Source organism: Dyella ginsengisoli LA-4, from assembly GCF_000334915.1.
In the GTDB taxonomy this organism is placed as follows: Bacteria; Pseudomonadota; Gammaproteobacteria; order Xanthomonadales; family Rhodanobacteraceae; genus Dyella_A; species Dyella_A ginsengisoli_A.
Window position 1 is genome coordinate 139525 of the sequence record NZ_AMSF01000056.1, and the last position, 13850, is coordinate 153374.

At 68.9% G+C, this 13850-nt stretch carries 14 protein-coding genes; 8 read left to right on the forward strand and 6 right to left on the reverse strand.

All coding sequences use genetic code 11. The features are described 5' to 3' along the window. The first annotated feature begins 10 nt into the window (after positions 1–10). Genes C693_RS0113790 through C693_RS0113800 form a run of 3 tightly spaced genes read left to right on the forward strand, consistent with a single transcriptional unit; the run spans position 11 to position 2405 of the window. A complete protein-coding gene (locus C693_RS0113790; protein WP_026107420.1) occupies positions 11–256 on the forward strand; it encodes a FeoA family protein in 246 nt (81 codons plus the stop codon). Beyond that, a complete protein-coding gene (feoB, locus tag C693_RS0113795; RefSeq protein WP_017462877.1) occupies positions 253–2094 on the forward strand; it encodes a ferrous iron transporter B in 1842 nt (613 codons plus the stop codon). Before C693_RS0113790 ends, feoB begins: the two co-directional genes overlap by 4 nt. Beyond that, on the forward strand, positions 2091–2405 hold the full coding sequence (locus C693_RS0113800) for a DUF6587 family protein (protein ID WP_017462878.1): 315 nt from the start codon (positions 2091–2093) through the stop codon (positions 2403–2405). Before feoB ends, C693_RS0113800 begins: the two co-directional genes overlap by 4 nt. Positions 2406–2420: 15 nt before the next feature. Here the strand turns inward: C693_RS0113800 and C693_RS0113805 are convergent, their stop codons facing one another. Further along, positions 2421–3824: a J domain-containing protein gene (locus C693_RS0113805; RefSeq protein ID WP_017462879.1), complete on the reverse strand. Its 1404-nt coding sequence runs from the start codon at positions 3822–3824 to the stop codon at positions 2421–2423. Then, on the reverse strand, positions 3824–5512 hold the full coding sequence (locus C693_RS0113810) for a molecular chaperone HscC (RefSeq protein ID WP_017462880.1): 1689 nt from the start codon (positions 5510–5512) through the stop codon (positions 3824–3826). Before C693_RS0113810 ends, C693_RS0113805 begins: the two co-directional genes overlap by 1 nt. A 365-nt stretch (positions 5513–5877) precedes the next feature. On the opposite strand from C693_RS0113810, the gene C693_RS0113815 reads away from it, so the two are divergent. The 3 genes from C693_RS0113815 (at position 5878) to C693_RS0113825 (ending at position 7883) form a co-directional block, all read left to right on the forward strand. Further along, positions 5878–6204, forward strand: coding sequence for a cupredoxin domain-containing protein (locus C693_RS0113815; protein WP_017462881.1), 327 nt, complete (start codon positions 5878–5880; stop codon positions 6202–6204). A 4-nt stretch (positions 6205–6208) separates the two neighbouring features. Continuing rightward, positions 6209–7054: an FTR1 family iron permease gene (locus tag C693_RS0113820; RefSeq protein WP_017462882.1), complete on the forward strand. Its 846-nt coding sequence runs from the start codon at positions 6209–6211 to the stop codon at positions 7052–7054. 88 nt (positions 7055–7142) lie between these two features. Next, entirely contained in the window at positions 7143–7883 is a 741-nt protein-coding gene (locus C693_RS0113825; protein WP_017462883.1) for a hypothetical protein, read from the forward strand. A 71-nt stretch (positions 7884–7954) separates the two neighbouring features. On the opposite strand, the gene C693_RS0113830 is transcribed toward C693_RS0113825, so the two are convergent. After that, positions 7955–9562: a carboxyl transferase domain-containing protein gene (locus C693_RS0113830; protein ID WP_017462884.1), complete on the reverse strand. Its 1608-nt coding sequence runs from the start codon at positions 9560–9562 to the stop codon at positions 7955–7957. Between the two features lie 217 nt (positions 9563–9779). Between C693_RS0113830 and C693_RS0113835 the strand changes: the two genes are divergently transcribed. Both C693_RS0113835 and C693_RS21845 read left to right on the forward strand, forming a co-directional pair. Then, a complete protein-coding gene (locus C693_RS0113835) occupies positions 9780–10361 on the forward strand; it encodes a LemA family protein (protein ID WP_017462885.1) in 582 nt (193 codons plus the stop codon). 17 nt (positions 10362–10378) lie between these two features. Further along, a complete protein-coding gene (locus C693_RS21845) occupies positions 10379–11296 on the forward strand; it encodes a GIDE domain-containing protein (RefSeq protein WP_017462886.1) in 918 nt (305 codons plus the stop codon). A gap of 167 nt (positions 11297–11463) precedes the next feature. Here C693_RS21845 and C693_RS0113845 read toward each other — a convergent pair whose 3' ends face one another. The 3 genes from C693_RS0113845 to C693_RS23775 all read right to left on the reverse strand — a co-directional run. Then, positions 11464–11805, reverse strand: a complete 342-nt coding sequence (locus C693_RS0113845; protein WP_017462887.1) for a luciferase family protein — start codon at positions 11803–11805, stop codon at positions 11464–11466. Positions 11806–12015: 210 nt separating this feature from the next. Further along, positions 12016–13551, reverse strand: coding sequence for a 2OG-Fe(II) oxygenase family protein (locus tag C693_RS0113850; protein ID WP_017462888.1), 1536 nt, complete (start codon positions 13549–13551; stop codon positions 12016–12018). Positions 13552–13642: 91 nt separating this feature from the next. Then, the coding region (locus C693_RS23775; protein WP_026107422.1) for a hypothetical protein at positions 13643–13850 on the reverse strand (208 nt) is incomplete at its 5' end.

Genomic DNA, 13850 nt, shown 5'->3' on the forward strand with positions numbered 1-13850 from the left:
GTCTTTGCCTGTGCGCCTGTCCGATCTGCCCAAGGGTTTGCCCGCCGTGGTGGACCGCGTGGACGATGCCCACGCCGACGATGTCATCGCACAACGCCTGCGTGATCTCGGCTTCGTGGCGGGTGAGCCGGTGCGCCTGGTGGCGCGGGGGCCGATGGGCGCCGACCCGCTGCTGATCCAGATCGGCTCGACCCGCTTCGCACTCCGGCGCAACGAGGCTTCGCGGGTGACCGTGCGCGAGCAGGAGGCGGCGTGAGCGCGGATTCGCTGCGCATCGCCCTGGTCGGCAACCCCAACTGTGGCAAGACCGCGCTGTTCAACCAGCTCACCGGCGGTCGGCAGAAGGTGGCCAACTACGCCGGGGTCACCGTCGAGCGCAAGGAGGGTCGGTTTACCGCGCCGTCCGGTCGCGTGCTGCACGTACTGGATCTGCCGGGCACATACAGCCTGGACGCGACCAGCCCCGACGAGCAGATCACCCACGACGTCTGCGCCGGCGTGTATCCCGGTGAGGCTGCGCCGGACCTGATCGTCTGCGTGGCCGATGCCACCAACCTGCGTCTGCATCTGCGCTTCGTGCTTGAGGTGAAGCGGCTGGGGCGGCCGATGGTGCTGGCGCTGAACATGATGGATGCAGCCAACCGCCGCGGCGTGGTCATCGATGTGGCGGAGCTGTCGCGCCGTCTCGGCATGCCGGTGGTAGAGACCGTGGCGGTGCGGCGCGGCGGCGTGCAGGCGCTGGTCGAGCGGGTCGACGGCGCGATGCCGGATGCACCGCCGATACTGCCGGACGACCCGGCCAGCCGTGCCGACCTGCACGCCGAGGTGCGCGCGCTGATGGCCGCCACGGTGACCATGCCGCGCGCCACCGATGCGATCGACGATGCGCTGGACCGTTGGGCGCTGCACCCGGTGTTCGGCCTGGCGATCCTTGCGGTGGTGATGTTCCTGGTGTTCCAGGCGGTGTATTCGGTGGGCAAGCCGATGACCGACGCGATCGCCGACAGCTTCGACTGGATGGGTGCGCATGTCGCCGCCTGGATGCCGGCCGGCCCGCTGCAGAGCCTGGTCACCGATGGCCTGTTTGGCGGCATCGGTACCGTGCTTGGCTTCCTGCCCGAGATCCTGGTGCTGTTCCTGTTCATCCTCACGCTGGAGGAGTCCGGCTACCTGCCGCGGGCGGCGTTCCTGCTGGATCGCTGGATGGTGGCGGTCGGCCTGACCGGGCGCTCGTTCATCCCCCTGCTCTCCAGTTTCGCCTGCGCGATCCCCGGCATCATGGGCACGCGCTCGATCACCGATCCGCGCGACCGGCTGGCCACCATCCTGGTGGCGCCGCTGATGACCTGCTCGGCGCGCCTGCCGGTGTACGCGCTGCTGATCGGCGCCTTCATTCCCTCGCGCCGCGTGCTTGGCGTGTTCAACCTGCAGGGCGTGGTGTTGTTCGCGCTCTACGCCGTCGGCATCCTCGGCGCGATGCTGGTGGGCTACGTGATGAAGCGCATCCGCCGCGACAAGAGCGAACACGCGCTGCTGATGGAGCTGCCGTCCTACCGCCTGCCGAAGCCGCGCGACGTGGCGATCGGCCTGTACGAGCGCGGGATGATCTTCCTCAAGCGGCTGACCGGCGTGATCCTCGCGCTGACCGTGATCATGTGGTTCATCTCCACCTTCCCGGGGCCGCCGCCGGGCGCCACCGAGCCGGCGATCGAGTACAGCATCGCCGGCCACCTGGGACGGGCGTTGCAGCACATCTTCGCGCCGATCGGCTTCAACTGGCAGATCAGCCTCTCGCTGATCCCCGCTTTCGCCGCGCGCGAGACCGCGGTGGCGGCGCTGGCCACGGTGTACGCGGTCGGTGGGGATGCCGCGACGGGCGGACTGGGTCACGCGCTGACGGTGAATTTCCCGCTGGCCAGCGCACTGTCGCTGCTGGTGTGGTTTGCCTTCGCGCCGCAGTGCATGTCCACGCTGGCGGTGATCCGCCGCGAGACGGCCTCGTGGCGCAACGTGGCGATCTCGTTCGGCTACATGTTCGCGCTGGCCTACGTGGCCTCGTTCATCACCTACCACGTGGCTGTGTGGCTGTCGTGAGCACCAGCCTGCTCGTGCAGTACGTGGTGATCGGCATCGTCCTGCTGGTCAGCGTGCTGGTGGTGCTGCGAAAGCTGGCGCCGAAACTCACCGCACGCTGGCTGGCGGCTGTCGCCCTGCGGCTGGACAGTCCGGATGCGCCGGCCTGGAAGCGTGCACTGGCGCATCGCCTGCAACCGAAGCAGACCACCGGCAACTGCAGCGACGGCTGCGATACCTGCGGCGCCTGCGGGCCGAAGCCGCCTGCTGCCGCGCACCCGCCGGCGGCCGATGGCGCAATGCCGCTGCATTTCCGTCCGCGCGGGAAGTAGCGTGACAGCCGTTGCTCAGGCCAGTGCGCGCTGGCGCCTGGGCACGCGACGCCAGGCGTCGATCGTCCAGGCCAGCAGGGCGGCGGCGGCCAGGCTGTTGCCCATGATCACCGGGACCTGCACCGCGCTGGCGACGAGGCTGGCGACGGGATAGATCAGGAAGATACCCAGCCGCAGCCAGGGGCGCAGCGAAGCCGATATCTTCCGCCCGTGCAGCACGCGGGCCAACGCGAGCCATAGCGCGGGTACGGTCAGCATCCAGCCGGCCATCGGCGAGTCGGTGGCATCGACGACAATCAGCGCGCCGATGGCGAGCAGTGGCACCAGCGCGAAGTGCAGCCATCCGACCGCGCCTTTCAGAGGCATCGGGCGACGCTGCCAGCCGGTGAGCTCGGACCAGGCCATGATGGCCAGCGCCACGCCGCAGAAGCCGCCGGCGATCGCCTCAAGCAAGCCGACCATGCCCCAGGCGAACTGCCCGCCCTGCATCCCGGCAAACGCGCCGAACGCCACGCCCAGAAGCAATCCGAGCAGCAGCGCTCCAGCTACCCGCGCGCCGACGATGGCAGCCCCGACACGACTGAACAGTCCGCTGTGCGCGGCCTGCAGCCAGAATGCCTGTTGCCGGGGATCCACGGGTGGCGGCAGTTCGACCGGGGGCTGCCCGGCCAGGCGCAGGATCAGGTTGTTCATGTTGCGAAGGTTCTGCGGCAACAGGCTGCGCCACAACGCGACCGGCCAGCGGAAAGGTTGCTGCAGCCAGCGGAGCGAACGGGTGATCTGCTTGCGTGCGCTGACCGAGCGGGCGCCGAGCAGGCCAGCCAACGCGTCGCGGCGCGCGGGCGCCAGGTGCCAGGCCATGTGCATGCGCTGGCGGCGCTGCGCCACGAGCAGTGGATCGGGTACGGCGCCGGCGTGATCCAGCCGGAAGAACGCCAGCATCTCGTCGAAGCAGCCATCGGGCATCGGCGGAGCGGCCTGGTGGATCACCGCCAGCCAGTGCTGGCCGACGCGCGTCTTCAGGCTCAGGGACCAGAGCGCCTGGTGGCTTTCCAGCCATTTGCGCAGCGCGGCAGGTTCGTTGGCGTCGGCGCGCGCCACTGCTTCCTGCAGGAAGGCGCTGGCGTCGAACGTCACTGGCGCCGGCGTCGACGGAGGTGCCGGCGCCGGCTGGCTCGCCGATGCCGCGGTGGCAGCCGGCGGGGGCAACGGGCGCGGTGCGGCTGATGTCGCCGCCGCGGGCGCCGCTGCAGCGCTACCCCGGCAGCGCTGCAGTGCCGCCTGATAGGCCTCATGCAGGCGCTGGAAACCCTCCGGGTTCTCGTCCGGGCGGTTCTGCTTGAGCCTGACCGCGTAGGCGCGCTTGATCGCGCGCTCGTCGGCGGTCGCCTCGATGCCCAGCTCGCTGTACGGCCACATCAGATCGATTCCAGCGTATCCAGTGCGCGTCCCAGCTCCAGTCGGTGTTCGCGGATCACCATCTCGTCCTGGGTCTCCAGCACGGCGCGGAACTGCGCGATCCACGCCTGCACCTGGTCGCGCATCGCCAGGTGTTCCTCGTAGATGCGCTCGGCGCGGGCGAGCAGGGCGAGGTTTTCCTGCTTGCTGCGCGGGTGGATCTTGATCTCGGCCAGCGCGGCGAGGCGGGCGCGGATCTGTTCGGCGCTGAGCACGCCGGGGTTCTGTTCCAGCACCAGCTCGTACTGCTTGCCGGTCGAGGACACGTTCGCCTCCACCTGCAGCACGCCGTTGACGTCGTAGGTGAAGCGCAGGTTCACCGCGTTCTCCTGCGGCGGGCGGGTCGGGTCGATCTCCACTTCCAGCTCGCCCAACTTGATGTTGCGTTCCACCATCGGGCTCTCGCCCTGGAACACGTCCAGCCGCAGCTTCGATTGCCCCGGGTTGACCGGGAAGAAGCTCTGCTCGCGGCTCACCGGCACCACGCTGTTGCGGTGGATGATCGGCTCGAAGAAGCCGCCCTGCATCCGGCCCTGACCATCGCGGCGCACCACCTGGGTGCCCAGCGAGTAGGGGCAGACGTCGGTCAACACCACTTCGTCGAGGCGCTGGTCGCGCGACTTCAGGCCCGCGGCGACGCAGGCGCCCAGCGCGATGGCCTGGTCCGGGTTGACGTGGCGCAGCGGCAGCCGGCCGAACATGCGGGTGACCAGCCGCGCCACCAGTGGCATGCGGCTGGCGCCGCCGACCAGCACGATCTCGTCGAGCTGTTCGGGCTGCAGCCGTGCGTCACGCATGGCGCGTTCCAGCGGTGCGCGCATGCGCTGCAGGAGCGGGTCGGCGAGCTGGGCGAAGCGCGACTCGTCGATCGACCACTCGTGCGTTTCGCCGCGCACGGTGAGCTGCACTGTCGCCGAGGCCTGGCCGGTGAGCGCGCGCTTGGCGGTCTCCAGTCGCTGGCGCAGCACGCCACTGGTGGCCGCATCGAGGCTGGAACGCTGCAGCCCCAGGTCGGCCAGGAAGGTCTTTTCCAGCACGTCGAGGAAATCCTCGCCGCCGAGGAAGTTGTCGCCGGCGCTGGCATGCACTTCCACCACGCCTTCGAACATCTCCAGCACCGACACGTCGAAGGTGCCGCCGCCCAGGTCGAACACCAGGAAGCGCGAGCCGTCGCGGCGTTCCTGCAGGCCGTAGGCCAGCGCCGCGGCGGTGGGCTCGTTGATCAGACGCTCGACCTTGATGCCGGCCAGTGTGCCGGCAGCCTGGGTCGCCTTGCGCTGTGCGTCGGAGAAATACGCCGGCACGCTGATCACCGCCTCGGTCACCGTCTCGCCGGTGGCCGCCTCGGCATCGGCGATCAGTGCGCGCAGCACCAGCGCGGAGAGTTCTTCCGGGCGGAAGCCGCGATCGCCCAGCCGGGTCTCGCGGTCGCTGCCCATCCAGCGCTTGAAACTGGCCACGCTGCTGCCCGGGTGGCTCACCAGCCGGTCGCGCGCAGCCTGACCGACCAGCGCGTGGCCGTCGGCATCCAGGCTCACCACCGAAGGCGTGAGCAGCTGGCCGAGCGCGTTGGGAAAGAGGGTGGGGCCGTCGTCGCCGTAGCGGCCAATCAGCGAATGGGTGGTGCCGAGATCGATGCCAACAAGCATTCCGTGACGGTCCCCCTAGCGACCGTGTCCAAGGCAGGGCGGCGATACCGCCCGGTGATGACAGATTCCATGCGGAAGGCGCCGGAGCGCCGCGGTTCGACTGGGACACCGGGCATGGCGGCAAGGGCCGTGTCCCGTCCCCCGGCGCTACCGCCGGATCGAGGCCGTCATGGTCCCACAGTCCCGCACCGATGGTGTAGGGGCAGCCGCGCGAGCCGCGGCTCATTGCCGCGGGGCGTACTCACCCGCTCGCTGGCGCCTGCCAGGCGGCTGATGCCGCCGCTCCGCCGTCGGTGCGCATCATTTGCCGTTGTTAATGAGAACAATTATCATATTCATATCAAGCCTGACCCGGATGCCCCGCCGTGAACCGTCTCACCCTCGCCGCCGTCCTGCTGCTCTCGGGCTTCGCCGCCCGGGCCGCCGACGTGCCCGAATTCCATCTCGTCATCCAGGACCACGCCTACCAGCCGGCAGAGCTGAAGGTGCCTGCCGGGACCAAGATGAAACTGGTGATCGAGAACCGCGACGCCTCGCCGGAGGAATTCGAGAGCACCGAGTTCAACCGCGAGAAGATCGTGCTGCCGAACAGCACGATCACCGTCTACGTCGGGCCGCTGAAGCCCGGCAGCTACCGGTTTTTCGGCGACTTCCACCAGGACACGGCCCAGGGCCGGCTGATCGTGGAGTGATGCCATGCCCGGTGTAGCGCTGCTGGTGTTCCGTGAAGTGCTGGAGGCGGCCCTGATCGTCTCCATCGTCTGTGCCGCCACACGCGGCGTGCGGCTGCGCGGGCTGTTCGTGCTCGGCGGCATCGGACTGGGGCTGGCCGGCGCGCTGCTGGTGGCGCTGGGCGCCGGGTTCATCGCCGGGCTGGCCAGCGGCTCGGGGCAGGAGCTGCTCAACGCCGGCGTGCTGCTGGCGGCGGTGGCGATGATCGGCTGGCACGTGGTGTGGATGTCGCGCCATGCGCGCGAACTGGCCCAGCACATGAGTGCGGTCGGGCAGGCGGTGAAGGCCGGTTCCAGTTCGCTGACCCTGCTGCTGGCGGTGATCGCGCTGGCGGTGCTGCGCGAAGGCTCCGAGGTGGTGCTGTTCCTGTACTCGATGGCGATGGGCGGCATCGGCGCCGGTGGCCTGATCGGCGGCATCGCACTGGGCGTGGGCGGCGGCGTGGCGCTGGGCTTCGCGCTGTACTTCGGCCTGCTGCGCATTCCGCTCAGGCACTTCTTCGGCGCCACCAACGTGATGCTGGTACTGCTGGCCGCGGGACTGGCGTCCACCGCCGCGCGCTTCCTGCTGCAGGCCAACCGGCTGCCGGCGCTGGGCGAGCAGCTTTGGGACACCTCGTGGCTGCTTTCCAACGGCTCGCTGGCCGGCAAGACGCTGGGCATCCTGGTCGGCTACGACGCCTCGCCGGCCGGCATCCAGCTGGTCTTCTACGCAGCGACGCTGCTGCTCCTGGTCGGCGGCATGCGGCTGGCGGCGCAGCCGGTCGCCAGGCGTCGCGAGGCCTCGGCCGCCGCCGTCCCGCAATCCTGATCGCAGGCCTTCCCCGGTCGCGGGGCACGCGTTGCCCGCGCGACGGGTGCCTGCGGTCCGCAGACAACGAGTTCAAGGACATCCGAGCATGCGTTTCATCTCCCGAACCACCGCCGCCACCCTGGCGACGCTGTTCGCCGCAGCCGCCTTCGGTGTTGCCGGCAGCGCACACGCCGACGACTTCATCGTGTACTCGCCGCACGTGATCGCCACCCAGAGCGAAATCGAGCTGCGCGGTTACGGCATCACCGACGGTCGCCGCGACTACAACGGCGAGCGCGCCGCCGAGCTGTCGGTGGCGCACGCCTTCACCAGCTGGTGGAAGCCGGAGCTCTACCTGGCCGAGTACGAAAAGGAGCCGGGCGCCGGCGGCAAGCTGGTCGGCTACGAGTTCGAGAACACCTTCCAGTTCACCGAGCCTGGCCAGTACTGGGCCGACCTGGGCCTGCTCGCCTCCTACGGCCATCCGAAGGGCGGCGGTCCCGGCGAGATCGAGGTCGGCCCGCTGATCGAGAAGACCGTCGGTCGCTTCGACCACCGGGTCAACCTGATCTGGGAAAAGGAGATCGGTGCCGGCGCCTCGCACAAGACCGAATTCCGCTACAGCTACGCCGGCACCTACGCGGTCTCGAAGGCGTTCCGTCCGGGCATCGAGGCCTACGGTCGACCCGACGACCACGCCTACCAGGCTGGCCCGGTGGTCGCCGGCGAATGGCACGTGCCGCACACCATGGGCAACGTCGAGTACCGCGTCGGCGTGCTGCTCGGCATCAACGCCGCCGCCCCGCGCCACACCTGGGTGGCGCAGCTGGAGTACGAGTTCTTCTGAGTCGACGGCGCTCGATCCGCGTCGCCGCTCTCCATGACGCGACGTGGCGGGCGAGTTCGCCCGCCGGGCCGTCACATGCGGAACACGCCGTAGCGCTGCGGTTCGATCGGCGCATTCATCGAGGCGGAGATCGCCAGGCCAAGCACCCGGCGGGTGTCGGTCGGGTCGATGATGCCGTCGTCCCACAACCGCGCGCTGGCGTAGTACGGGTGGCCCTGGCGCTCGTACTGCTCGCGGATCGGCGCCTTGAAGGCGTCCTCGTCTTCCACGCTCCAGTTCTTGCCGGCGGCCTCGATGCCGTCGCGCTTCACCGTGGCCAGCACGCTGGCCGCCTGCTCGCCGCCCATCACGCTGATCCGCGCGTTCGGCCACATCCACAGGAAGCGCGCGCCGTAGGCGCGGCCGCACATGGCGTAGTTGCCGGCGCCGAAGCTGCCGCCGATCACCACGGTGAACTTCGGCACGTGCGAGCAGGCCACGGCGGTGACCATCTTGGCGCCGTCTTTCGCAATGCCGGCCTGCTCGTACTTCTTGCCGACCATGAAGCCGGTGATGTTCTGCAAAAACACCAGCGGTACGTTGCGCTGGTTGCACAGCTCGATGAAGTGCGCGCCCTTGAGCGCGCTTTCGGCGAACAGGATGCCGTTGTTGGCGACGATGCCCACCGGGTAGCCGTGGATGTGCGCGAAGCCGCACACCAGGGTCTTGCCGTAGCGCGCCTTGAACTCGTGGAACTCCGAGCCGTCGACGATGCGCGCGATCACCTCGCGGATGTCGAACGGGCGGCGGGTGTCCTGCGGGATCACGCCGTACAGCTCATCGGCCGGGTACTTCGGCTCGATCGGCGTGCGCAGGGCGAGCGGCATGTCCTTTTTGCGGTTGAGGTGGCCCACGATGTCGCGGGCGATGGCCAGCGCGTGCGCATCGTTCTCGGCGTAGTGGTCGGCCACGCCGGAGACGGACGTATGGACGTCCGCGCCACCCAGCGTCTCGGCATCCACCACCTCGCCGGTGGCCGCCTTCACCAGCGGCGGGCCGCCGAGGAAGATCGTGCCCTGTTCGCGCACGATGATCGTCTCGTCGCTCATCGCCGGCACGTAGGCGCCGCCGGCGGTGCACGAGCCCATCACTACCGCGATCTGCGGAATCCCCAGCCCCGACATCCTCGCCTGGTTGTAGAAGATCCGCCCGAAGTGCTCCTTGTCCGGAAACACCTCGTCCTGCAGCGGCAGGAAGGCGCCGCCGGAATCGACCAGGTAGACACAGGGCAGGCGGTTTTCCAGCGCCACTTCCTGCGCGCGCAGGTGCTTCTTCACGGTCATCGGGAAGTAGGTGCCGCCCTTCACCGTAGCGTCGTTGGCCACCACCACCACCTCGATGCCGTTGACCCGGCCGATGCCGGTGATCAGGCCGGCCGCCGGCGCGGCGTCGTCGTACATGCCGTGGGCGGCCAGCGCGGAGAGCTCCATGAAGGGCGAGCCCGGATCGAGCAGGGCGCGGATGCGCTCGCGCGGAAGCAGTTTGCCGCGCGCGGTGTGCTTGTCGCGCGCCTTTTCGCCGCCGCCCTCGGCCGCCTTCGCCAGCTCCCGGTGCAGGTCGTCCACCGCCGCGCGCAGCTGCGCCGCGTTGGCCTGGAATTCGGGCGACCGGGGATCGATCTGCGAGGCGATCACGCTCATGGACAAGCCTGCCGTGCAAAGGGAAACCGACATGATAGCGGCGCGGCGCGAGTGGCCCATTACGCAGTGCGGCAAAGGCGACGTCGGCGAGCGCGGAGTGCCCCTCGTTGCCAGGGCTGTTACCCTCGATCGCGATACCTTGGGCGCATCACCCGATCGTGTGCTGCGGCGTCTCCAGCCGCCGGGTTGAGGGCTCGAGCACACCAAGGGAGGGTCGATGAGCGTCAAGGAAATCGTCGCATGGGCAGGCGCATTGCTGGCCGCCGGTTACCTGGTCATTCTTTACAACAACCTGGTGCAGCTCAGGCACAACATTGCCAGGGCCTGGGCCAACATCGACGTGTTGCTCAAGCAGCGGCATGACGAGTTGCCCAAGCTGGTGGACGTCTGCAAACAGTACATGAAGTACGAGCAGGAAACCCTCAGACAGGTGCTGGACGCTCGTGCCGCAGTGTTTTCCGCCGGTGCATCGAACGATGCAAGGCGTCTTGGCGAAGCCGAGCAATCGCTGCGCCTGGGCCTGGGCCGCCTGTTCGCGCAGGTCGAGGACTATCCGGACCTCAAGGCTGATGAATCCTTCCAGCATCTGCAGGCTCGCATCAGCGGGCTGGAAAACGCGATTGCCGATCGACGTGAGCTCTACAACGATTCGGTGAACCGCCTGAACACACGCATCGACCAGTTCCCGGACGCACTGATCGCCGTGGCGTGCCGCTTCAGGCCTGCCGAGATGATGCGTTTCAGCAAGGAAGAAACCCGGGACGTCGATGTCCGGAAGCTCTTCGGCGGAGGACGGTGAGGGCCAATCGCGATCTCATGGAATTCCATTCGTACAAGGCCGTGGCAGATGCGGTCATCGGCATGACGTTGTTCGGCGCACTCGGTGCGATCGGCTTGGTGGGCTGGTACCGCTCGCTGAAGCGGGCCAGGATGATCGAGGACGTTCCCACCTCCCGCACCCGGTCGGCAGCACAGGGGCACGTGGAGCTGGTCGGGCATCAGTTCGCCGCTTCCGGAAAAGCGTTGCTGGCGCCGCTCACCGGCGTCCCATGCACGTGGTGGCGCTATCGGATAGAGCAATACAAGGTCGATTACACCGCGCCCGGACGCAGACACTGGGTGACGCTGGAGCAGGCCGTCAGCAGCGATCCGATCCTGATCGATGACGGCAAGGGTCGAATGCTCGTCGACCCCCGCGGCGCCGAGGTCATGCCCTCGGTCAAGGATTGCTGGCGAAACAATCAGGCGTCGCTGTCTCGTCCGATGGCGGTGCGTAACGGTCGCAGTGGACGCTTCCGCTACACCGAAGAGCGGATGCACGAGGGCGAGACGTTTTATGTCATTGGCGAATTGCACAGCTTGCGGCCATCGCTCACCGCCGGTGACGCCAGCAGGGATCTACTGACGCAGTGGAAGCGCGATCAGGCTGCGCTGATCCGTCGTTTCGACGCGGACGGAAACGGTCGCATCGACAGCGACGAATGGGATGCGGCCCGCGAGGCGGCGCAGGCCGAGGTTCGCGAGCGGCTGCAGGCGCGGGAGCAGGCGGCGGGAGTAACGATGGATACCATCCGTCGTCCGGAAAACGGCCTGCCTTTCCTGCTGGCATCGCGGCAACCGGTCGAAATGGCAAATAAGTATCGTCTCTACGCGCGCAACAACCTGCTTCTGTTCATCGTTTGTGGCGCGATCGAGCTCTATCTGTTCCTCCTGACCAGGCACCTGTTTGCCTGATCCCGCGTTTCCGGGGAAATGCTGGCGGACGCCGCCTTTCTCTGGGCCCAAGCAGGCTTGCCGCATCTACCAACCATTTGCGTCGGCGGCATGCCGGGGGGGCGTGGACTGCATGGTGTCGATATGCGGCAAAGAGACCATCCTGCCGATCGCGCGCGCAAGCCGGCTCATGGCGGGCTTGTTTCGACCAGCAAAGTCACCAGCCGGACGATCCTGTCGAGATCCTGCTCCCGATCGAATCGCAGCTCGATGTACGGCGAGCCCGCGCGCCGGCCCGGGTGGACGCGGGAGCCGGATGGGTGCGTCAGGCCCTCACGCTTGATCAGCGCCTTGCCGAGCCGCAGGTCGAGTTCGTTGAAGTCGTGGAAGTGGCCGATTTCCCTGTCCTGGAAGACGAGGCCGGAAAAGCCGTCGTCCCGGTCCGGATAGGGGATGTGGCGGATCCCGGGGATCCGTTCGAGCCGCGCGACCAGTTCCTTCTTCAGCTTGTCCATCAGCAGCGTCTCCATGGCCCGGCGTCCGGTTCCGCGCAATGTCGGCGTGCGACCGATGCGGCAACCGGTTGCCGCAGTGTCCTGGCGATCGCGCGGTCGATCAACGTAGTCCCTGTCGTGGGCTGGCGGCCTCGCGGGTTGCTTGCATGCCTGTGTTGCACCGGTGGCGCAGCCGCAGCCCGCTGGGTGGGGCGTGCGGGGTCGCGGCAACGGCGCGGTGCATGCTCAAGCCGGCAACAGGTCGAACGCGATGGTCAGGCGGCGGTCCTGTGGTTCTCCACGGAACGGCAGCGTGCCGTGCCACATCCACGACGGAAACAGCACGAGCAGGCCCGGTTGCGGTTGCACCAGGTACTCGTGCGTCAGCGCCGGCGTGGTGGGTACGCCGGGCTGGCCGAAGCCGAGCCAGCCCTCGCCGCCGGGCGCACCCATGCCGGAGGGGAGTTCGATGTAGCACGCCGAGGAGATCCAACCCTGGCCGTGGAAGTGGTTGCGGTGATGGCCTCCCGGCCGCAGCCGCACCGACCACATGCCGCTGAAGCGATAGCCCGCCGGCGCCTGGCGGCCGGTGGGGTCGGGGATTTCGGCCAGCCGGGCCAGGTGACGACGGATCGGGCCGTCGATCGCCTGCACGAATGCGCGCAGTGCCGGGCCCTCGGCCTGCGCCGGGTGCAGCGCGACCTGGCTGCCGCCGAGCAGGCTCTGGTCGAGCGGGTGGGCCTGCCAGCGGTGCAGGTCCGACAGTTCGCGGCCGAGGTCGCCGAGATAGGTGGTCAGGTCGCTCCAGCCATCCGGCACGTCGATGGGTTCGGCCGAAATGCGCCGGGCGTAATCGACCAGCGCATCGTGGCCGGGGTCGCGCAACAGTCGTCCGGCCGTGCCCAGCAGGGCCAGCGCGTGGCTGTCCCGCGGGTCGGCCTGGTACAGGCGTCCGGCCACATCGGCCGCCTCCGTTACGTGGCCGGCGGCGAGCAGCGCATCGGCATAGGTGGCCACGGTGCTGCGACGCCCGCCGCTGGCCTGCACGGCCTGGCGCGCGTGGGCAAGCGCGCGGCCCGGATCGGCGGCCAGCGCGACGCGGGCCGTCGCGGCGTGCAGTTCCGGCTGGCCGGGCATGCGGACCAGCGCGGCTTCGAGCAGTTGCAGCGCCTGCGCGGAATCGCCGGCGGTGTCGAGCAGCTGCGCCAGCTGGACGACGATGCCCGGCTGTTCCGGCGCCGTCTGCATGGCCCGATCGAGGGGGCGTCGCGCCACGTCCACGTCGGCGTGGCGCATCCACAGCAGTCCACTCAGGCTCTCCAGCGTGGGGCCGTGGGTCGGATGAGAGGCGAGCAGCGCCTCCCAGGTCTGTTGCGCCTGGTCCAGTTCGCCGGCATCGAGCTGGGCGCGGCCGAGTACATAGCGGGTGATCGTGCCCTGGTCGCCATGCGCGATGGCACGCTGCGCGGCGGCGCTGGCCTCGCGCGGGCGTCCGCATTCGCCCAGCGCCATCGCCAGCCCCAGCGCAGCGCGGCTGTCGCTCGGCGCGAGTCGCTCGGCGGCGGCAAAGTCGTCTGCCGCACCGACGGCGTCCCCCAGGTCCAGGCGCGCCTGCCCGCGTGTGCACAGCAGTGCAGGTGACGCCTCCACCTCGGTACGTGGCAGTCGGGCGATGACCTCCAGCGCGAGCTGCGGACGTCCTGCCCGCAGCAGGGTGGCCGGATCGTGCAGGGGCGTGGCCGGCTGGCCGGCGGGCACGTCCGTGTTGGGGTGGTCTTGCATGGGGATTCGCGACAAATGGGGGCGGGAGGCCATCAGCATAGTCGGCCAGTGCTGCCGGCCTCCACTGCATGAGGCCCCGGTCTGCGGCCGATCAGGGCGGGCCGCTGTCCGGTGGCGCCGTGGTCCCGCCAGTGGCCAGGATGTTCCAGTCCAGCGGCCGCGGGTCGGTGCGCGGCTGATGTCCGGAGCCGCCGTCGAGTTGCTGGAACAACTTCAGCGCCTCGACCTCGGCGCGCATCTTCCCGGCGGGCGACAGCGGCTCGCGGAATATGATGTCCCGCGTAAGCGGCGCCCGCCAG